The 18,894-nt window shown below is 68.5% G+C and carries 17 protein-coding genes and 1 tRNA gene; 4 read left to right on the top strand and 14 right to left on the bottom strand.

The genetic code is table 11. The annotated features are described in order from the left end of the window. Positions 1-195: 195 nt before the first annotated feature. The 3 genes from OB895_RS08545 to OB895_RS08555 are packed head-to-tail and all read right to left on the bottom strand — an operon-like array spanning position 196 to position 3,127. A complete protein-coding gene (locus OB895_RS08545) occupies positions 196-1,257 on the bottom strand; it encodes a Gfo/Idh/MocA family protein (RefSeq protein ID WP_079112244.1) in 1,062 nt (353 codons plus the stop codon). Further along, complete coding sequence (locus OB895_RS08550; RefSeq protein ID WP_079112243.1) at positions 1,254-2,000, bottom strand: cupin domain-containing protein; 747 nt, start codon at positions 1,998-2,000, stop codon at positions 1,254-1,256. The genes OB895_RS08545 and OB895_RS08550 overlap by 4 nt, the downstream gene beginning before the upstream one ends. Next, positions 1,997-3,127 carry a Gfo/Idh/MocA family protein gene (locus OB895_RS08555; protein ID WP_079112242.1) on the bottom strand — a complete coding sequence of 377 codons (1,131 nt, stop codon included), beginning with the start codon at positions 3,125-3,127 and terminating at the stop codon, positions 1,997-1,999. Before OB895_RS08555 ends, OB895_RS08550 begins: the two co-directional genes overlap by 4 nt. 100 nt (positions 3,128-3,227) lie before the next feature. Between OB895_RS08555 and OB895_RS08560 the strand changes: the two genes are divergently transcribed. Genes OB895_RS08560 through OB895_RS08570 form a run of 3 tightly spaced genes read left to right on the top strand, consistent with a single transcriptional unit; the run spans position 3,228 to position 5,607 of the window. Then, a complete protein-coding gene (locus OB895_RS08560; protein ID WP_079112241.1) occupies positions 3,228-4,214 on the top strand; it encodes a LacI family DNA-binding transcriptional regulator in 987 nt (328 codons plus the stop codon). A 22-nt stretch (positions 4,215-4,236) separates the two neighbouring features. Then, a complete protein-coding gene (locus OB895_RS08565) occupies positions 4,237-5,172 on the top strand; it encodes an NAD(P)-dependent oxidoreductase (protein WP_079112240.1) in 936 nt (311 codons plus the stop codon). 39 nt (positions 5,173-5,211) lie between these two features. Next, the gene (locus OB895_RS08570) at positions 5,212-5,607 is read left to right on the top strand and encodes a VOC family protein (RefSeq protein ID WP_042537065.1); all 396 of its coding nucleotides are present in this window, start codon (positions 5,212-5,214) and stop codon (positions 5,605-5,607) included. Positions 5,608-5,614: 7 nt separating this feature from the next. Here the strand turns inward: OB895_RS08570 and OB895_RS08575 are convergent, their stop codons facing one another. The 3 genes from OB895_RS08575 to OB895_RS08585 all read right to left on the bottom strand — a co-directional run bounded on the left by OB895_RS08575 (position 5,615) and on the right by OB895_RS08585 (position 8,538). Next, positions 5,615-6,589 carry an NAD-dependent epimerase/dehydratase family protein gene (locus OB895_RS08575; protein ID WP_079112239.1) on the bottom strand — a complete coding sequence of 325 codons (975 nt, stop codon included), beginning with the start codon at positions 6,587-6,589 and terminating at the stop codon, positions 5,615-5,617. Positions 6,590-6,671: 82 nt separating this feature from the next. Further along, the gene (locus OB895_RS08580; RefSeq protein ID WP_079112238.1) at positions 6,672-7,328 is read right to left on the bottom strand and encodes a GntR family transcriptional regulator; all 657 of its coding nucleotides are present in this window, start codon (positions 7,326-7,328) and stop codon (positions 6,672-6,674) included. A 169-nt stretch (positions 7,329-7,497) separates the two neighbouring features. Next, positions 7,498-8,538, bottom strand: coding sequence for an aldo/keto reductase (locus tag OB895_RS08585; protein ID WP_079112237.1), 1,041 nt, complete (start codon positions 8,536-8,538; stop codon positions 7,498-7,500). 248 nt (positions 8,539-8,786) lie between these two features. Between OB895_RS08585 and OB895_RS08590 the strand changes: the two genes are divergently transcribed. Continuing rightward, positions 8,787-11,384 (top strand): excinuclease ABC subunit UvrA, encoded by a 2,598-nt coding sequence (locus OB895_RS08590; RefSeq protein WP_311879817.1) that lies wholly within the window; start codon positions 8,787-8,789, stop codon positions 11,382-11,384. A 55-nt stretch (positions 11,385-11,439) separates the two neighbouring features. Here OB895_RS08590 and OB895_RS08595 read toward each other — a convergent pair. The 8 genes from OB895_RS08595 to OB895_RS08630 form a co-directional block, all read right to left on the bottom strand. Further along, positions 11,440-11,528: transfer RNA gene (locus OB895_RS08595), tRNA-Ser, on the bottom strand. A 194-nt stretch (positions 11,529-11,722) separates the two neighbouring features. Further along, positions 11,723-12,730 (bottom strand): LacI family DNA-binding transcriptional regulator, encoded by a 1,008-nt coding sequence (locus OB895_RS08600; RefSeq protein WP_309694128.1) that lies wholly within the window; start codon positions 12,728-12,730, stop codon positions 11,723-11,725. 43 nt (positions 12,731-12,773) lie between these two features. Continuing rightward, on the bottom strand, positions 12,774-13,451 hold the full coding sequence (locus OB895_RS08605; RefSeq protein WP_311879821.1) for a hypothetical protein: 678 nt from the start codon (positions 13,449-13,451) through the stop codon (positions 12,774-12,776). A gap of 2 nt (positions 13,452-13,453) precedes the next feature. After that, positions 13,454-14,347, bottom strand: coding sequence for a carbohydrate ABC transporter permease (locus tag OB895_RS08610; protein ID WP_042537055.1), 894 nt, complete (start codon positions 14,345-14,347; stop codon positions 13,454-13,456). After that, the gene (locus OB895_RS08615; protein WP_042537052.1) at positions 14,344-15,345 is read right to left on the bottom strand and encodes a carbohydrate ABC transporter permease; all 1,002 of its coding nucleotides are present in this window, start codon (positions 15,343-15,345) and stop codon (positions 14,344-14,346) included. Before OB895_RS08615 ends, OB895_RS08610 begins: the two co-directional genes overlap by 4 nt. Positions 15,346-15,412: 67 nt before the next feature. Further along, a complete protein-coding gene (locus OB895_RS08620) occupies positions 15,413-16,708 on the bottom strand; it encodes an ABC transporter substrate-binding protein (RefSeq protein WP_309694119.1) in 1,296 nt (431 codons plus the stop codon). A gap of 162 nt (positions 16,709-16,870) precedes the next feature. Then, entirely contained in the window at positions 16,871-17,797 is a 927-nt protein-coding gene (locus tag OB895_RS08625) for a glycoside hydrolase family protein (RefSeq protein ID WP_042537048.1), read from the bottom strand. Further along, the gene (locus tag OB895_RS08630) at positions 17,794-18,885 is read right to left on the bottom strand and encodes a Gfo/Idh/MocA family protein (protein ID WP_311879824.1); all 1,092 of its coding nucleotides are present in this window, start codon (positions 18,883-18,885) and stop codon (positions 17,794-17,796) included. Before OB895_RS08630 ends, OB895_RS08625 begins: the two co-directional genes overlap by 4 nt. Positions 18,886-18,894: the final 9 nt, after the last annotated feature.

Genomic DNA, 18,894 nt, shown 5'->3' on the forward strand with positions numbered 1-18,894 from the left:
CCCCTCGGGAGGAGATCTGCGCCTCGGGAGGAGATCTGCGCTTCGGGAGGAGCCGTGAACGGCATCCGTCCTCCCGAGGCGCAGTACTCCTCCCGAACCGGTGGCGACTGCGTCGGACGCGCACTGCGAACCACGTGCGAGGCAGCGGATGCTGAGGCGGATGCCGAAGGCGGCGGATGCCGAAGGCGGATGCGGTCAGCCGGCGAGCACCCGAGCGTCGCGCTGGGCGATGATGCTCAGCTCGGCCGCGGCGAAGGCGTGCTGCTGCGTCATCGCATGCTCGGTGCGGTCGAGGCAGTCGCGGATCAGCCGGCCGAAGAACGGGAACCCCGTCTTGCCCGTCGCATCGAACCGGAACTGCCCGTCCTGATTGACGAGCAGCACCTGACCGCCGCCGTTGTCGGTCGTGATGTCGGTGTACTTGCGCAGCTCGATGTACCCGTCGGTGCCGAGCAGCACGGTGCGCCCGTCGCCGAAGACGTCCAGTCCTGCCGGGGTGAACCAGTCCACGCGCACATAGCCGGTCGTGCCGTTGTCGAGCACCACGTGTGCATCGCCGAAGTCCTGCAGCCCCGGGGTCTCGCGATGCGCGTAGTTGGCGACCGTCGAGCTGACCACCTCTCCGTCCGTCGCACCGGTGTAGTAGAGCATCTGCTCGAAGTTGTGGCTGCCGATGTCGCAGATGATCCCGCCGTACTGCTCGGGGTCGTAGAACCAGTCGGGGCGCCCGGTGCCGATGCGATGAGGGCCGAACGACGCGACCTGGAGCACGGTTCCGATCGCTCCCTGATCGATCAGCTGGCCGGCGAGGATCGCCGCCTCGGAGTGCACCCGCTCGCCGTAGTAGACGGCGAACTTCTGCCCGGTGCGCTCGACGGCCTCGCGGGCCGCGGCGAGGTCGTCCATCGTCGTGATCGCGGGCTTGTCGGCGAAGAAGTCCTTGCCTGCGTCGAGGACGCGGACACCGAGCCGAGCCCGCTGATTGGCGATCGACGCGCTCGCGACGAGTCGCACGTGCGGGTCGTCGAGCACCTCCTGCTCGCTGGCGGCCGCCCGCGCCTGCGGGAACCGCTCGACGAAGTCGGCGAGCTTCGCGGGGTCGGCGTCGTAGACGAGCGACAGCGTGGCGCCAGCCTCGAGAAGCTGCTCGACCATGCCGAAGATGTGGCCGTGGTCGAGCCCCACGGCGGCGAACACGAACTCACCGGGGCCGACGACCGGCTCCGGCAGCGGATCGAAGGTGTAGGTGCGGGTCATCGCAGGGTCTCCTCATCGTTCACGCCACCATCGTTCACGCTATAGGTGCGCAGGCGTCCGCACATGCCGAATGCGCGCTCTCCCACCGAGGGTGCGGCCCGGTGCACGCGAGCGTCGGCCAGATGCGCCACAGAGCCAGATGCCACAGCCTCGGCGAGCGCGAGCGAGTGCTCGGCCTGAGCCAGTGGGCCCTCTCGCACCAGGTCGGGCCATGTCCGGGCACGGTCGAGCACGAGCGCCGCAGCAGCATCGTGGAAGGCGGTGAGAGCGGTGCGGTCGCCGGCGGCGACGGCGTCCCGCAGCGTCTCGAACCCCGTCACCGCGAGGTCGCGTCGTCGTCCGGCTCGTGCCGCGCGTTCGCCGTCGTCGTCCCCGAGCGACACCGCTGCGGCATACGCGTCGGGGTCGCCGACGACGTCGGACGGAAAGGTCAGCACGGCATCGCCTGCCTCGGGCAGCCCGGCATTGCTCATGAGCACGACCACGCGCAGGTCTCCGCGGTTCACGGCGCGGTGGATCGTGCCGGGGGTGAACCACACGACCGACCCGGCAGTCAGGGTCGTCTCACGGACTCCGTCGGCGTCGATCGTCTGCAGCGCGCCCTCACCCGAGATCACGACATAGGCCTCGGTCGAGACGAGGTGCATGTGGGGGCTCCCTCCGCAGATGCCGTCGGGCGCGGCATCGGCATACACGTCGAGATGAGACAGCGAGGTGCCACCCGGGAACGAGGATGCGGTCACGATGCCGCCTCCACCAGCGACGAGGTCTTCTCGAAGAAGTGCGGAGCGTGCGCGACCAGCTGCCCGGCTCGGTAGTAGGGGTCGGACGCGGCGATCGGCAGCGACACGAACTGGCGTTCGAACCCCGCCTTGTAGATGGCGGTGACCACCTCGACCGCATTGCGGCCGTCCTGACCCCCGGCGATCGGCGGCCGGCTGTCGCGGATCGCGGCGATCAGATCGCCGATCTGACCCTCGTGGCCGAGATGCGCGAGCGGTGTGCGGCCGGCGACGAGAGCCTCGATGCGCGCCACGACGTCGGGAGCCCCGCCGTCTTCGGGGAATCCGTCGCGCCGGGACTGCTCTGCGACGACGGAGAACGGCTGCGACACCCGCGCATCCGCACCCTGGATCACGATCGCCTGCTCCTCGCCGTGGTGCACCACCGAGCTGGTCAGCTGGGCGAGGCCGCGGTCGTAGCGGAAGATCGCGACCGAGAGATCCTCGACCTCGGCGTTGTCGTGCTGCGCGTTGGCGAGCATGGCGGTGATCTCGGTCGGAGTCCCCAGCAGCCACAGCAGCAGGTCGATGTGGTGGATGGCATGGTTCAGCGTGCATCCGCCGCCCTCTTTCTCCCACGTACCGCGCCACCAGAGGTCGTAGTAGGGCAGCCCTCGCCACCACGCCGAGTCGACGCGCACGTGCGAGATCGAGCCGAGCAGACCGGAGTCGACGACGTCTTTCAACGCCGCGAGGTCGTCGCGGAATCGGTTCTGCGCGACGACAGACAGCACTCTGCCCGAGCGCTCCTGTGCCGCGAGCATCGCATCGCACTCTTCGAGCGAGGGCGCCATCGGCTTCTCGACGAGCACGTGGATCCCCGCGTCGAGGGCGGCGATCGCCAGCGACGCGTGCGTCGACGGCGGAGTCGCGATGCTCACGATGTCGAGGCCCGCGTGGGCGATCATCTCGAGCGGATCGTCGAACGTCGCCGCATCCGCGAGTCCGAAGGCCCCGGCCTTATGGGCCGCCCTGCCCGGGATCACGTCGGCGAGCGCGACCACCTCGCACTCGTCGCGGAACGCGAGGTATCCGCGGATGTGCGCGTCGGCGATCCCGCCGGTGCCGATGATGCCGATCCGGAGCATTCGCCGCCTCCTCGATGAGGTGTTACTACGTATTACTAAGACGTAGTAGATACTATCGAGAGGCACACCCGTCACGTCAAGCCCGGAAAGGACGGATGCCGTGGACAAGAGGCCGACGAGCCATGACGTCGCACACCTCGCCGGGGTGTCGCAGTCGACCGTGTCCTTCGTCTTCACCGGGCGCGCCGGAATCTCGGAGGCCACCCGAGACCGGGTGCTGCGAGCGGCATCCGAGCTGAACTACCGGCCGAACCTCGCCGCCCGCTCCATGCGCACGCACCGCACCGGGCGACTCGCGGTCGTCGTGCCGATCGCCACCATGAACCCGCTCACCCTGCTGTCGGGTGCGATCTCCGCCGCCCGCGAGGAGGGCTACGTCGTCGAGGTCGTGAGCCTGCCCGAGGACCCGACGGCCCGCGACGAGCGCCTCTCCGAGCTCGTCGACTCCGGTCAGTACGAGGGGGTGCTCGCGTTCACCCCGCTCTCCTTCGCTGACACGAACGGGGACGGCGGGCCCGTCGTGCTGTCGGTGGGCGAGTTCGACGACGCCATGCACATGACCGGCGAGTTCACCGATTCCCGTCCGATCGCCGAGATGATCGAGCGACTCGCCGCGCAGGGCCACAGGAGATTCGTGCACCTGGCCGGCCCCGACGACTTCCCGTCGGCGCGAGCCCGCCGCGCCGCCTATCTCGACACGATCGCCCGACTCGGACTCGAGTCACTGGGGGTGTTCGGCGACGAGTGGAGCGGCAGCGCCGGTGAGGCCGACGTCGACGCGCTGCCGGCGGATGCACCGCCCCTGGCCGTGATCGCGGCGAACGACGTCATCGCGACGGGCGCGATCCGCGCGGCGACCAGGCGCGGATGGACGCTGCCCGACGACGTCGCCGTCACCGGGTGGGACGACCACCCCCAGAGCGCGTTCCTCGTGCCCTCGCTGACGAGCGTCTCGCAGGACCGCGAGAGACTGGGGGCCTACTCGATGCATCGCCTCATCGCCGCCGTGCGCGGTGGAGAGCCGCCGACGAGACCCGACGGTCTGCTCACCGTGATCTGGCGCGAGTCGACCGAATCCCCCCGCTGACCGCCGTGAACTGGAGACGCACATGAAGATCCTGATCCCGAACACCATCGAGCTGCCGCTGACAGCAGACGTCGAGACCGTCGTCTACGACATCGACGCGGACGTCCCCGATGAGCACCGCGACGCCGAGGTGCTGGTGGTCTGGCACAACTCCTCGTCGTGGCTGCAGCACGCAGCTCGCGTGCTCCCTCGGCTGCAGCTCGTGCAGGCTCTGGCCTCGGGAGCCGACGCGGTGCTGAACGCCGGGTTCGCGGCGGACGTGCGCATCTGCTCCGGTCGCTCGCTGCACGACGGTCCGGTCGCCGAGCACGCCCTGGCGCTGATCCTGAGCGCGGTGCGCCGACTCGACCGCCTGCGCGACGCCCAGCGCGAGCACCGCTGGGACGACGAGTTCATCGACGAGCAGAGTGCTGTCGAGACCCGGGCGCTGCACACGCTCTCCGGTGCTCGGGTGACCATCTGGGGCTTCGGATCGATCGCTTCGACGCTCTCTCCGTCGCTCACCGCACTCGGGGCCGAGGTGCAGGGCATCGCCCGCACCGCCGGCGAGCGGTCGGGCTTCGACGTGCTCGCGGATGCCGATGCGACCGATGTGCTGGCAGACACCGACGTGCTGGTGTCGATCCTGCCCGCCACCGACGAGACCGCCGATCTGTTCGACGCCGAGGTGTTCGCCGCGCTCAAGCCCGGTGCCGTGTTCGTGAACGTGGGTCGGGGTGCCACCGTCGACGAGGGCGCCTTGATCGCGGCACTCGAGTCAGGGCAGCTGCGCGCCGCAGCGATCGACGTCGCGAAGTCGGAGCCGCTCCCGGCATCCGATCCGCTCTGGGAGGCGCCGAACCTGCTCATCACCCCGCACATCGCCGGCAACCGGCCGGTGGGTGCCGCCCGGCTCGTCGACGACAACGTCACCCGCCTGCTCGCCGGCGACGGTCTCGTGAACCAGGTGCGGCCATAGGGTCTGGACACCTCGCCGGGAGCGGCGCATGCTGAACCCATGACCGCCTTTCAGACAGCACACGCGTTCAGCGGATTCAGCGTCGACGACATCGATGCCGCCCGCTCCTTCTACGGCGACACCCTCGGCATGGACGTCACCACCAACGCCATGGGGTTCCTCGACATCAGCCTGCCCGAGGGCGGGTCGATCCTCGTCTACGCCAAACCGAACCACGAGCCCGCGAGCTTCACGATCCTCAACTTCCCGGTGGATGACGTCGAGGCCGCCGTGGACGAGCTCAACGGCCGCGGGGTCGTGACGAAGATCTACGACGACTCGGAGTTCGACACCGACGACAAGGGCATCCTTCGGGGCGGCCCGGACCGCGGACCCGACATCGCCTGGTTCAAGGACCCCGCGGGCAACGTGCTCGCCGTGCTCGCCGCCGGCTGATCCTGCGTCAGCCGAGCAGGCCGTCGAACAGGGCGTTCACGGCAGGATCGACCCGCTGCAGGTCGGGGTGCGCGTCGTGCCAGTCGATGATCTCTCGCGCCGCCGTGTGCAGAGGTATGACGGGGGTGAAGTCGGGCACGACCCGGCGGATCTTCGTGTTGTCGAAGACGACCGAGTGCGCCATGTCGCCCGAGAGCTGACCGGCGCGATCCGGTGCGGCATCCTCGATCGCCGCGCTTGTGGCATAGCGGATCTTCGGCTCGGCCCCGGCCGCGCGTCCGAGGATCGAGTAGATCTCGTTCCATGTGTAGACGAAGTCGCTGGTGATCTGGAAAGTGTCGCCGTTGGCGAGCGGGTTGCCGAGCAGCCCGGCGAATCCGACGGCGAAGTCGCTCGAGTGGGTGAGGGTCCACAGCGACGTGCCATCGCCGTGCACGATGATCTCCTCGCCACGGCGGATGCGATCGATCGCCGTCCATCCGCCGAAGGCCGGGATCGTCCACTTGTCGTAGGTGTGCGAGGGGCGCAGCACCGTGACCGGGAAGCCGCGGTCGCGATAGGCGGCGGTGAGCAGGTCTTCACACGCGATCTTGTCTCGCGAGTACTGCCAGTACGGGTTGCGCAGCGGCGTCGACTCGGTGATCGGCAGGCGGGCGACGGGCTTCTGATAGGCGGATGCCGAGCTGATGAAGACGTACTGCCCCGTGCGACCCTCGAAGCGGTCGATGTCACGCTGTACCTGGTCAGGCGTGAACGCGATCATGTCGGCGACGACGTCGAACTCGCGCCCGGCGAGCGCGGCGTCGACCGCGGCGGCATCCGTGATGTCGGCCGTCAGCACCTCGACGCCCTCCGCGGGCTCCCGGCGCGACTGCCCGCGATTCAGCAGCGTCACCTCCATGCCTCGGGATGCGGCGAGCGCACTCGCCGCCGAGGAGATGATTCCGGTTCCACCGATGAACAACACCTTCGTCGCAGTCATGCGTCGACTCTATCGACGGGTCAGGCAGGGGGCTCCGAACCGCTGAGGTCATGCTCCCCTGATCTCCGCAACGAGCCGCGGATCAGACGAGGTGCTCGAAGAGGGCGCGAACGGCTGTCTCGACGGCATCCGGGTCGCCCGCGCGCATCGCGTGCGCGGCGGCTTCGGCCGCGACGGATCGCGCCTGAGCCACACCGTCACCGCGGGTGATCCCGGAGAACTGCAGGGCGCACTGGGCCAGGATCGTTGCCTCGACGAGATGGATCGCCTGGCGAGGATGCTCGATGAGGTCGGTCACGGCAGTGAGGAACCCGATGACTGCCGCGTGGCGGCTGGTGTCCCCGACGGCGCGGCCGATCTCTTCGACGTGGAGCGCGAGTTCTGAGCGCACGCCCTCGGCGGTGGTCGGCAGTGCCTTCTTGAGCGCTGTGCCGGCGAGCACCCCGGCATAGCTGAGGGCGGCGCAGGAATCGGCCGCGGAGAAGTCGGCGACCTTGGTGTAGCGGGCGGGAGTGACCTCGACCAATCCGATGTCGCGGAGCCGGATGATCGCTTCGCGGATCGGGTTCAGCGACATGTGCAGCTCCTGAGCGAAGCGTGCGGTGTCGAGCCGGTCACCGGACACGTACTCGCCCCGGAGAATCGCCGCGAGGATGTGCTGGAAAGCGAGTTCGGGCAGCGGAACGGGGCTGCGATGACTCCACTGGTGCGTCCGTAGCTCGACGTGGGCGATTGTCATCTGAGGCTCCTCGGGATCCGTTGCGGACGCCCCCGTTCGCAGGGGCGTCCACTAACCAGACCCGCTGGCGCACGGAATATTACGCGACGGCGTCAGAAAGGTCCGAGAAGCCCCGCCCGACAGCGCGTGCGGGCAGCACGCCACCACGGAATCCCGATCGCTGCACTGTTCAGACCACGCTGGCGCCAGGTTCCGCGGCGAACTCCTCGAGAGCGGCGATGACGTCATCCGACAGCTCGACCTGGCTCGCAGCCACCGCGTCGTCGATCTGGCCGGTGCGCGAGGCTCCGATGATCGCGGTCGTCACCACGGGGTCGCGCAGCACCCACGCCACGGCGAGCTGCGGGATCGACAGACCCGCCTCCTTCGCGACGCGGTCGATGCCGCGGATGCGCTCGAGGTAGCTGTCGGTGAGGGCCGATCCGTTGAGGAAGTGGCTGTTCGCCGCGCGCGAGTCGGCGGGGACGTCGCCGTCGATGTACTTGCCGGTGAGCAGGCCCTGAGCGAGCGGCGAGAAGACCGCGCTGCCGACCTTCAGCCCACGCAACGCCGGGAACAGCTCGGCCTCGGGAGTGCGGTCGAACAGCGAGTACCGGGGCTGGTGCAGCAGCAGCTTCACTCCCTGGTCCGCCAGCAGCTCATAGGCCTGCCGAGCGAGATCCGCCGGGTAGTTCGAGATGCCTACGTAGAGCGCCTTCCCGCTGCGCACGATGTCGACGAGCGCCGTCACCGTCTCCTCGAGCGGCGTCTCGGAGTCGGGGCGGTGCGAGTAGAACACGTCGACATAGTCGGTGTTCATGCGCCGCAGGCTCTGCTCGAGGGAGCGCGTGAGGTATTTGCGCGAGCCGCCGTCGCCGAACGGGCCCGGCCACATGTCGTACCCCGCCTTGGTCGTGACGAACAGCTCGTCGCGATAGCGGGCCAGGCCGCTGTCGAGCACGGCGCCGAACGTCGACTCGGCCGATCCGTAGGGCGGACCGTAGTTGTTGGCGAGGTCGATGTGCACGACCCCGCGGTCGAAGGCGTGCAGGACGATCTCGCGCTGGCTGTCGAACGAGCGATCGCGTCCGAAGTTCTGCCAGAGGCCCAGCGACACCTTGGGCAGCTGGATGCCGCTCGCGCCCGCGCGCTGGAACGGCACGTCGGTGTAGCGGGTGGACGCGGCCTCGTAGGCGTGCGTCAGGCGGGGGTCATCAGCGGCGATGGGCATGGACGATGCTCCTCTGCAGGCGGGGGAAGGTCTCCAGGATAGCGTTTTCTGGCGGTCGACCGAGGGCATGGACTGCGGTCACCAGCGCCATCCGGGATGCCTCCGTCGGACTCGGCTGATCGGCCCGCCTTCCCGATCGACCGACCGCTGTCAAGCACCCCCGCGAAGTCGACGGGCGGGGTAGCGTGGCGCAGAGACGGCGATCGCCGCATCCACCCCCGCTCCGCGCGGGAGACGAGAAGAGGTCCATGATGGGCAGGACCCCACCGTCGAAGCGCTCGGGCACGTCGAACTCCATCGTCGTGACCGGCGCACGTGTGCACAACCTTCGCGATGTCGACGTCGCGATCCCTCGTGACGCTCTCGTCGCCTTCACGGGCGTCTCGGGCTCGGGCAAGAGCTCGCTCGCGTTCGGCACGCTGTACGCCGAAGCCCAGCGTCGGTACTTCGAATCGGTGGCGCCCTATGCGCGGCGCCTGATGAGCCAGGTCGACATCCCCGACGTCGATGCCATCGAGGGGCTGCCCCCTGCCGTCGCCCTCCCCCAGCAGCGCACCGCCGGCAGCGCCCGATCGACCGTCGGCAGCGCCACGTCCATCGGCAACGTCGTGCGCATGCTGTACTCGCGCGTCGGGACCTACCCGCCTGGCGCCGACCCGCTGTTCGCCGAGGACTTCTCCGCGAACACCGTGCAGGGCGCCTGCCCGCGGTGCCACGGGATCGGGCAGGTGTATGACGTGCCCCTGCACCTCATGGTGCCCGACGAGTCGCTGACGATCCGCGACCGTGCTCTCGATGCCTGGCCCCGGGCGTGGCACGGCAAGCAGCTCATCGACAGCCTGATCTCCCTCGGCTACGACATCGACATCCCGTGGCGCGATCTGCCGGAGGAGCAGCGTGAGTGGGTGCTGTACACGGAGGAGTCCCCGCAGGTGCCGGTGTTCACCGACCGCGGCCCGGCGCAGGTGCGCAAGGCCGTCGCCGCCGGCATCGAGCCGTCGTACATGAGCACATTCGTCGGGGTGAAGCAGTACGTGCTCAACACGTTCGCCCACTCGAAGAGCGCGAAGATGCGCGAGAAGGCGGCGGGCTTCATGGTCAGCGTCCGCTGTCCGATGTGCGAGGGACGCCGACTGAAGCCCGAGGCGCTCGCCGTGACGTTCGCCGGTCTCGACATCACACAGATGGCCGCGCTGCCGCTGGCCGACCTCTCGGCTCTCCTCGAGACGGCCCTCAACCCGTCCGACGGCGGATCGGGCGCCGGGTCCGACAGCGAAGCGCTCGCGCCCGAGAGGCAGCTCGCCGCGCAGCGTCTGGTCGACGAGCTGCGCGATCGGGTCTCTCCGATCATCGAGCTCGGTCTGGGATACCTCTCGCTGGATCGGTCGACTCCCACCCTCTCCTCCGGGGAGCTGCAGCGCATGCGCCTCGCGACCCAGGTGCTCTCGCAGCTGTTCGGGGTCATGTTCGTGCTCGACGAGCCGTCTGCCGGGCTGCATCCCGCCGACGGCGAAGCGCTCGTGCGCATCCTCCGCTCGCTCAGGGACTCGGGCAACACGGTCTTCTTCGTCGAGCACTCCCTCGACGTGATCCGGCATGCGGACTGGATCGTCGACATCGGCCCCGGCGCGGGAGCCACGGGGGGCGAGATCGTCTACTCGGGTCCGATCGACGGGCTCCGCGAGGCCGAGGACTCCCAGACCCGGCGCTACCTGTTCGCCGATGCCCCGCGCGCCGAACAGCAGACGCCGAAGGCGGGCCCTCGCGAGCCCGACGGCGAACTCGTGCTCACCGACGTCTCACGGAACAACCTCCGCAGCGTCTCGGTGTCGATCCCCCTGGGCTGTCTCACCGCCGTCACCGGCGTCTCCGGATCGGGCAAGACGTCTCTCGTCACCCAGGCCCTGCCCGATCTGCTGCAGAAGAGCCTCTCCAGCGAGGTGGACGGCTCGACGATCGACACGTCGGGAGACGAGCGGAGCGTAGCGACAGCTGATCCGCTGTTCTCCTCGCCGACGGCGGAGACGGCGGGGCGCGCGTCCGGTCCCGCCGGCCGCGTGCGCCGGGTCGTGCAGGTCAGCCAGAAGCCGATCGGCCGCACGTCACGATCGAACGTGGCGACGTACACGGGGCTCTTCGACCGCGTCCGGGCTCTGTTCGCCGCGACTCCGGAAGCACGCCGGCGGCGATACGCCGCGAGCCGGTTCTCGTTCAATCTGCCGAGCGGACGATGCCCCACCTGCAAGGGCGAGGGCACGGTGGAGGTGGAGCTGCTCTTCCTCCCCACCGTCCATGCTCCCTGCAGCACGTGCGGCGGCACCCGCTACAACCCGGACACCCTCGAGATCGAACTCCACGGGCACACCATCGCCGACGTGCTCGCCCTGAGCGTGAACGACGCGCGTGATCTCTTCGCCGACGATGCCGACGTCGCTCGACACCTCGACGCGCTTCTCGACGTGGGACTGGGGTATCTGCCGCTGGGTCAGTCGGCGACCGAACTCTCCGGCGGCGAGGCGCAGCGAGTGAAGCTGGCGTCCGAGCTGCGGCGCGCCCAGCACGGCGACACCCTCTACCTGCTCGACGAGCCCACCTCGGGACTGCATCCGTCGGACACCGATCGGCTGCTCGTGCACCTTCAGCATCTGGTGGACGCCGGCAACACGGTCGTCATGGTCGAGCACGACATGCGCGTGGTGGCGCAGGCCGACTGGGTGATCGACATGGGCCCCGGCGCAGGAGACCTCGGAGGCACGGTCGTGGCGCAGGGGACCCCGGGCTCGATCGCCTCGGCGAGCGGGAGCACGACGGCGTCGTACCTTGCGGCCGCCCTCGCAGCACGGTGATTCCGGACCACGTGCCTGAGACAGAAAATCCCCGCGTGAGCAGGGATTTCTACTGCGGAGACGAGGGGATTTGAACCCCTGGTCCCCGTGAGGGGACTCCACCTTAGCAGGGTGGTGCACTCGGCCGGACTATGCGACGTCTCCAGGCATCCGCTCCGTGAAGATCGGATGCACCTTGCAAGCATAACGGGTTACCGCGGCAGTCACGAATCGCCGTACCGATCGTTGAGCGAGGCCCGCGAAGCGGCCCGAGACGAAACGTGGCAGGTTCCGCAGAACGGGTCGCGACGTTTCGTCTCAGTCGACTGCGTCGTCTTCGCTCAACGACCGGGGTCGCGTCAGGCTGCGCCGGAGCTCGACTCCCGCACCACGAGTTCGGGCTGGAACCGCACGCGGCGGTCGTGCTCGACCCCGTCGAGCTCTTTCAACAGCAGGTCGACCCCGGTCCAGCCGAGCAGCCTGGCCGGCTGGCGCACCGAGCTCAGCGGCACGACGGTGGCGGAGGCGAAGTCGATGTCGTCATATCCGACCATCGCGATGTCGTGGGGCACGCGGATGCCGGAGCCGAAGCTGAAAGCCTGCAGCAGCCCGACGGCGAGCAGGTCGTTCGCGGCGAAGACGGCATCCGGACGCGACTCTGCCGGACGCGCCGCGATCGCTTCGCCCGCCGCCCGCCCCTGGAGAACGGAGAGAGCGGACTGCTCGACGATCTCGAGCGTCACATCGGGGTGGGCCGCGACCGCCGCCTGCACTCCGCGAAGACGATCGGCGACCTGCTGCACCGATTGCGGCCCGCCGACGAAGGCCAGACGACGACGCCCGGATGCGAGCAGGTGCTCGGCCGCGAGACGGCCACCCTCGACGTCGTCGACCGAGACCGACGGCAGAAGCCCCTCCTCGACCTCACGGTCGACGAGGATCACCGGCATCCCCCCGGCGGCGAAACGATGCACGGCCGAGAGATCCTCGGAGGCGGGGGTCAGCAGCACGCCGTTGACCCGCTGTTCCTGGAAGAGCTCGAGATGCGCCAGCTGACGCTCGTCTCGTTCATCGCTGTTGCCGAGCAGCACGGTCATCCCGGCATCCGCTGCTCTGTCTTCCGCTCCCCTGACCACCTCGGCGAAGAACGGGTTGCCGATGTCGGGCACCACGAGGCCGATGCTGCGGCTGCGACCGGCGCGCAACTGCCTGGCAGCGTCGTTGCGCACGAAGCCGAGCTCCTGGATCGCCCGCTGCACGCGTTCGACCGTCTTGGCTGACACGCGCTCCGGCTGATTGAGGACATTCGAGACGGTGCCGACCGAGACGCCGGCCGCAGCCGCGACGTCCTTCACCCCTACCGCCATCGCCTGCCTCCGTCTGTTCGCGCGTGCGCCAACGACTACCTTCTCATTCCGTGCGGTGCACTCCGCGCCTGCGACGCGCGGGCACGGCGACGACGGCGAGCGCCGCACAGCCGATCCCGGCGATGAACAGCGGCGCGAGCGCCCAGGTCACGACGCCGGTGAAGACCGCGGCGGCCGCGATGTAGGCGGCGCCTGCGGCATCCGCTCGGATGGCTGCCGGCACCTCGCGGACTGCTGCGCGCCACCCCTGCTGAGGAGACCAGGCACCCGCGGCCATCAGGATCGCGACGGCGAGAACGAGAAGCCCGGCCCAGCCGACGACCGCGATGACCTCGCCCCCGGGCAAGGCACCAGACCCGGCCAGCACGACGTCGAGCGTGAGCACTCCCGCGATCAGCGCCGCCGCAACACCGACCACGAGCGAGGGCAGGATGCCGGCACGCACGTCATCCCAGAAGAGACCTGCCCTCGAATCCTCCGCGGCGACGAAGCGACGCAGATGACGGATGCCGGCGGCGAGCGCGATCGGCAGGGTGACGACGCCGAGGGCCACGACGGTCATCATCAGACCGATCGTGAGCACCTCGCCGAACAGACCGAACTTGGCGGTCGCCCCGGGGTTGACGCCCGGTTCGATGCCGGAGACCGTCGGGCCGGCGCCCGAGCGCGCCTCGCGCTTCGCCGCACGGTGCTCCCGGCGGTCTCCGCTGATGACCGACATGGCTATCCCTTCAGACCCTGCGTCGCCACACCGTCGACGAGGAAGCGCTGGAACACCACGAAGAAGAGCAGCACCGGCAACAGCGCCACGAACGAGGCCGTGACCGTGGCCCCGTAGTCCGACGTCGACGACTGGTCGTTGTACAGACGCAGCGCGATGGGCAGCGGATAGTTCTCGGGGCTCGTCAGGTAGAGCAGCGGCCCGAGGAAGTCGTTCCACGCCCAGATGAACGAGAAGATCGCGCAGGTGATCAGGGCGGGCTTGATCAGCGGCAGGATGATCGCCCAGAAGATCCGGAAGTGACCGGCGCCGTCGATGCGTGCCGCTTCGTCCATGTCGCGCGGCATCTGGCGGATGAACTGCACGAGCAGGAAGACGAAGAACGCCTCGGTGGCCAGGAACTTCGGCAGGATCAGCGGGATGAAGGTGTCGACCCATCCGAGCTGATTGAAGATGATGTACTGCGGGATGATCACGACGTGGAACGGCAGCAGCAGTGTGCCGATCATCGCGGCGAACAGCACCCCGAGCCCCTTGAACTGCACCCGGGCGAACGCGTAGGCGGCGAGAGCCGACGAGAGCACGGTGCCGACCACGGCGGATGCCGCGAGGATCAGCGAGTTCAGGAAGAAGCGCCACATCGGCACTCCGGCGATGCCCTCCATGACCTTGCCGTAGTTCTCGATCGTCGGCGCCTGCGGGAACAGACCGGGGTTCTGACCGAACTCGGAGTTCGGCTTGAACGTCGACAGGAACAGCCACAGCAGCGGGTAGAGCACGACCGCGGTCAGCACGAGAAGGCCGACGAACCAGATGACGGTCTGCCAGGTCTTGCGCTTCACGCGCCGGCGAGGCGAGGGGGCGGATGCCGTGACGACGGCTTCTGTGATGCTCATTTGTCGTCTCCCGAGTAGTGCACCCACGACCGTTGGGTGCGGAACAGGATGAAGGCGATGATCGCGACGACGATCAGCAGGACCCACGCGATCGCTGCCGCGTAGCCCATCTGTCCGTCGGAGAATCCTCGCTTGTACAGGTACACGGTGATGAAGTTCGTCATGCCGGCGGGTCCGCCGGTGCCGTTGGAGATGATGTACGCCGAGGCGAACACCTGGAAGGCGCCGATCAGACCCAGCAGCAGGTTGAAGAACATCACCGGGGAGAGCATCGGGATGGTGACGGCGCGGAAGCGGCGGTAGGCGTTGGCCCCGTCCATCTCGGCCGCCTCGTACAGCTCCTTCGGAATCTGCTTGAGACCGGCGAGGAAGATCACCATCGTGGCCCCGAACTGCCAGACGGCGAGCAGGATCATCATCGGGAGCACGAGGCTCGGGTTTCCGATCCACCCTCCGAGGTCGACGCCGAAGACCTGCAGACCGCTGTCGACCGGACCGTCGGACGAGAACATCGCGCGCCACACGATCGCGACCGACACGGAGCCGCCGATGAGCGACGGAGCGTAGAAGGCCGAGCGGAAGAAGCCGGCGCCCTTGTCGCGATAGTTCAGGAGCATCGCGACGCCGAGCGCCGCGGCGAGGGTGATCGGGGTGCCGATGAACACGTAGACCAGGGTGATCTGCGCCGACTGGATGAAGTTCGGGTCGCTCGTGAAGAGACGGATGTAGTTGTCCAGCCCGATCCACTTGGGCGGCTGGAAGATGTTGTACTTCGTGAAGGAGAGGTACAGAGAGTAGATCATCGGCACGGCGGTCAGGCCGAAGAAGCCGATGAGCCAGGGGGTGAGGAACGCATACCCCGTCGCGGTCTCGCGGCGCAGACGTGCGCGCTGACCCGGTCGTGCCAGTTCCTTCTCGGGGCGTCGGCCGCTGCGCAGCGTTCGTCCTCGTCCGGACTTCTCGTCCGTGACGATCGTCCTCGTCGCCGTCGTGCTCATGACAGCTCCTTCCGAAGTGTGCGGGGTGCGGTGGGCCGGGTGGAGATCACCCGGCCCACCGACGGAATCACTGGTTGAGGACGACGTCCATCTCGGAGAAGAACTGCGTCACGGCCTCGTCGACCGTCGTCGTGCCGAAGTTGAGCTCGGTGCCCAGCACGCGGAACTTCTCCTCGAGGGTGCCGTAGCCGACGATCGGCACGGGCGGGGCGTCGCCGAGGCGGTCGGCGATCGACTCCTCGTAGTCCTTGACGATCTGGCTCATCGGGTCGAGCTCAGCTGCCTCGAGAGCGGTCTCGGAGGCGGGGAGACCACGGTTGGTTCCGAAGATCTCGCCGGACTCGGGCGAGTTGACCAGGAAGTTGACGAGCGTCGCGGCCGCCTCCGGGTGCTCGGTCTTGGCCGAGATCGTGTGCAGCATCGACGGCTTCAGGTAGAGGTCCTTCTCGCCCTCCTTCGTCACGGGCGGGGCGACGAGGCCCAGCTCGGTGTAGCTCTCGCCGAGGTTGGCGAGGTAGCCCGCACCGAAGTTGTCCCACGTCATCTCGCTGGCGTTCTTCGCCGCGTCGAATGCCGTGAGCGGGTTGAGCTCCTCGACGACCTGCTGCGGCACCACGACGCCGTCGCGGATGTCATCGCCGGACTCCCAGAACTCCTTGAGGCGGTCCTCGTCGAAGCCGGGGGTGCCGTCTTCGTCGAACAGGTTCTTGCCCTCGCTGCGCAGCTGCAGCTCGAAGTTCTGGATGCGGCCGGTCCAGTCGGACCCGCCCCAGAACTCGCCTGCGCCCGCCTCGGTGACCTCATCCATCCAGTCGTCGTAGTCCTCCCAGTCGCCTCCGGCGAACTCCTCGACACCCGCGGTCTCGAGCAGCGTCGGGTTCGTGAAGACACCCCAGGCGTTGGTCGACGTGGCGATGCCGTAGGTCGTGTCGTCGACCACGCCGATGCTGAGGATGTTCTCGGGCAGCGGGTCGGTCTCGATGACGGATCCGAGGTAGGGCTCGAGGTCGAGCAGCAGTCCGTTCTCGGAGTACTGACGAAGGTAGGAGTAGTCGAACTGCATGACGTCGGGGAGACCGCCACCGGCCGCCTCGGTCTGACGCTTCTCCCAGAACTCCGGGAATCCGAGGAAGGTCGCGTTGACCGTGATGTTCGGGTACTCCTCGTTGAACGCCTCGATCGCCTGGTTGTAGAGGTCGGCGCGGACGTCGTTGCCCCAGAAGGCGAGGTCGAGGGTGACCTTCTCGTCGGGGTCGTAGGTGGGCTCGCCCTCAGGGCTGCCGCCGCCGGCGCAGCCGGCGAGTACCAGCGCTGCGCTGGTGGCGACGGCCGCTGCGGCCGCCAGACGCTTCTTGCTGAACATCGTTGTCCTCTCTGGTGAACGTCCTCGTTCGGCAATGCCGCGGAACGCCTGTGTCCATGTGGTGCGGGAGCGATCTCCATAGTGCGGGGAAAACGCTTACCTGCACGCTAATCCAGATTGAAACGTTTCGCAACCGGCAATTCGCGACGACGATTACATCGATTACCGCGGGATCTTCCAGTCTTTCACGACGAGGTTCCCGGCCTCGACCTCGAGACCCAACCGATATACCGCCGCGCGCCTCCGCTCACCCGTCGCGGCGTGCACCGGTGCTGCCTCCGCGGTGGCGAAGAAGTAGAACCAGAGGTCGTCTCCGCGGTGCACCTGAGCGCCGTGATTGCCGTGCCCTCCCCCGGGAGCATGGGCGAGGATGACGGCATCCTCACCACCCTGACGGGCCCACCGGATGCCGTCTTCGGAGCGGTACACGCCCATCCCGCGCCATTCGTCGACGATCATCCACCAGAATCCGCCGAGGTCGAAGACCGTCGGCCCCTCATGGGGACGTCCGCCGATCGCGACGCCGTCGAGACGCCAGTCGTCGAGGTCGACGGATGACGCGACCATCGTGACCGAGTCCGCCGCCTCGTCCTTGTACCAGAGGCGCCACCGTCCGTCGGGGGTGCGCGCGACCGCTGCGTCGATGACCCGATCGCTGCTCAACGCGAGCGGACCGCGTCGTTCCCAACGACGGAGGTCATCTGAGAGGTACTCGACGATCGAGCGCGCGAAACCGGGCCAGCGATCGGGGATGCCGTCGATCTCGGTGAGGTACATGCGCCAGCGCTCACCGTCCCAGACGACCTCGGGCGCCCAGTGGGTGCGGTCGACCTCGCGGGGCGGTGGCCCGGGCACGAGACCGAGGCCGGATGCCGCCGGCTCCAGAGTGCCGTCGTAGCGCCAGTCCACTCCGTCTTCCGAGGTCGCGACGCCGATGCGACTTCCGTGGATCCACGAGACCCCCGGCCCGGCGTCCTCGAGGCTCGCCCGGCGCTGTGTGTAGAACATCCACCACAGTCCGTCCGCGTCGATCACGACTCTCGGGTCGGTGACGCCGTCGTAGACGGGGTCGCGATAGAGCTCTCTCATCGGCGCAGATCGGTGACCGGGCTCGCGAAACCGGCGCGGTGGGTGGGGTGTGCGGCCAGGATCTCGGGAGTGATCACGGCGCCGTCAGCCGCGGCCGAAGCGTAGATCCCCGCCACGATCTCGAGCGAACGAGCAGGCGCGTCCGCGGTCGCCGGCAGCGGCCCGCCGTCGAGCAGAGCGTCGAAGACGTCACGCAGCAGCGGTTCGTGATCGCTGCGCTCCTCGGCATCCGGGAATCCCCACCCCTCGGCCTCGGATTCGAAGCCCGGCGCCGCGGTGATCCGCCAGTTCTCGTGGCCGTGCCCGTAGACATGATCGACCGTGATCGTGGCCTTCTGCGTGTCGATGCGGATCGAGCTCGTCTCTCGGGGCGACACCGCGCTGGTGATCAGCTGAGCGACCACGCCCCGGTCGAACACGATCGTCGCGGTCGAGACGTCCTCGGTTTCGGTCTCGCGGTCGAGGCGCCAGAGCCTGCCCTGCACCGACGACCAGTCGCCCAGCAGGTGCGCGAGCAGGTCGATCTGATGGATGCCGTGACCGAGCGTCGTGCCACCGCCCTCGGTCGCCCATTTGCCGCGCCACGGCACCGCGAAGTAGTCGGCGTCGCGGAACCAGAGCGTCTGACACACGGCGACCAGGGGGCGTCCGAGCGCGCCGCTCTGCAGCAGCGAGCGCACGTGTGCGGCGGCCGTTCCGGTGCGCTGCTGGAAGACGACCGCAAGCTGTCTGCCCGCGGCATCGGCGGCGGCCCGCATGTCGTCGAGCTCATCGAGCGACGGCGCCGGCGGCTTCTCGACGACCACGTGCGCACCCGATGCGAAAGCGGCGAGCGACTGCTCACGGTGTGGAGCCGGCGGCGTGCAGATGAGCACGACGTCGGGCTGCTCGGCGGCGAGCATCTCGTCGAGGTCACCGTAGGCGGCAGCGATGCCGTATCTGCCGGCGAACTCCTGGGCCTTCCCGAGGCTGAGATCGGCGACGGCGACGAGCTCTGCGCGCGGGTACGCGGCGACGGCGCGGGCGTGCGAGTTGGCCACGGCTCCGGTGCCCACCAGGGCAGCGCGAAGTCTCTTGTCTGACGTCATGGGTCCTCC

It is taken from the genome of Microbacterium forte (assembly GCF_031885415.1).
Lineage (GTDB): Bacteria > Actinomycetota > Actinomycetes > Actinomycetales > Microbacteriaceae > Microbacterium > Microbacterium forte.

What these genes read in the sequence shown, in the direction of transcription:
- OB895_RS08545 (WP_079112244.1), bottom strand. Translation starts at nt 1,257, where the DNA reads ATGACCCGCACCTACACCTTCGATCCGCTGCCGGAGCCGGTCGTCGGC.
- OB895_RS08555 (WP_079112242.1), bottom strand. Translation starts at nt 3,127, where the DNA reads ATGCTCCGGATCGGCATCATCGGCACCGGCGGGATCGCCGACGCGCAC.
- OB895_RS08565 (WP_079112240.1), top strand. Translation starts at nt 4,237, where the DNA reads ATGAAGATCCTGATCCCGAACACCATCGAGCTGCCGCTGACAGCAGAC.
- OB895_RS08570 (WP_042537065.1), top strand. Translation starts at nt 5,212, where the DNA reads ATGACCGCCTTTCAGACAGCACACGCGTTCAGCGGATTCAGCGTCGAC.
- OB895_RS08575 (WP_079112239.1), bottom strand. Translation starts at nt 6,589, where the DNA reads ATGACTGCGACGAAGGTGTTGTTCATCGGTGGAACCGGAATCATCTCC.
- OB895_RS08580 (WP_079112238.1), bottom strand. Translation starts at nt 7,328, where the DNA reads ATGACAATCGCCCACGTCGAGCTACGGACGCACCAGTGGAGTCATCGC.
- OB895_RS08585 (WP_079112237.1), bottom strand. Translation starts at nt 8,538, where the DNA reads ATGCCCATCGCCGCTGATGACCCCCGCCTGACGCACGCCTACGAGGCC.
- OB895_RS08590 (WP_311879817.1), top strand. Translation starts at nt 8,787, where the DNA reads ATGATGGGCAGGACCCCACCGTCGAAGCGCTCGGGCACGTCGAACTCC.
- OB895_RS08600 (WP_309694128.1), bottom strand. Translation starts at nt 12,730, where the DNA reads ATGGCGGTAGGGGTGAAGGACGTCGCGGCTGCGGCCGGCGTCTCGGTC.
- OB895_RS08605 (WP_311879821.1), bottom strand. Translation starts at nt 13,451, where the DNA reads ATGTCGGTCATCAGCGGAGACCGCCGGGAGCACCGTGCGGCGAAGCGC.
- OB895_RS08610 (WP_042537055.1), bottom strand. Translation starts at nt 14,347, where the DNA reads ATGAGCATCACAGAAGCCGTCGTCACGGCATCCGCCCCCTCGCCTCGC.
- OB895_RS08615 (WP_042537052.1), bottom strand. Translation starts at nt 15,345, where the DNA reads ATGAGCACGACGGCGACGAGGACGATCGTCACGGACGAGAAGTCCGGA.
- OB895_RS08620 (WP_309694119.1), bottom strand. Translation starts at nt 16,708, where the DNA reads ATGTTCAGCAAGAAGCGTCTGGCGGCCGCAGCGGCCGTCGCCACCAGC.
- OB895_RS08625 (WP_042537048.1), bottom strand. Translation starts at nt 17,797, where the DNA reads ATGAGAGAGCTCTATCGCGACCCCGTCTACGACGGCGTCACCGACCCG.
- OB895_RS08630 (WP_311879824.1), bottom strand. Translation starts at nt 18,885, where the DNA reads ATGACGTCAGACAAGAGACTTCGCGCTGCCCTGGTGGGCACCGGAGCC.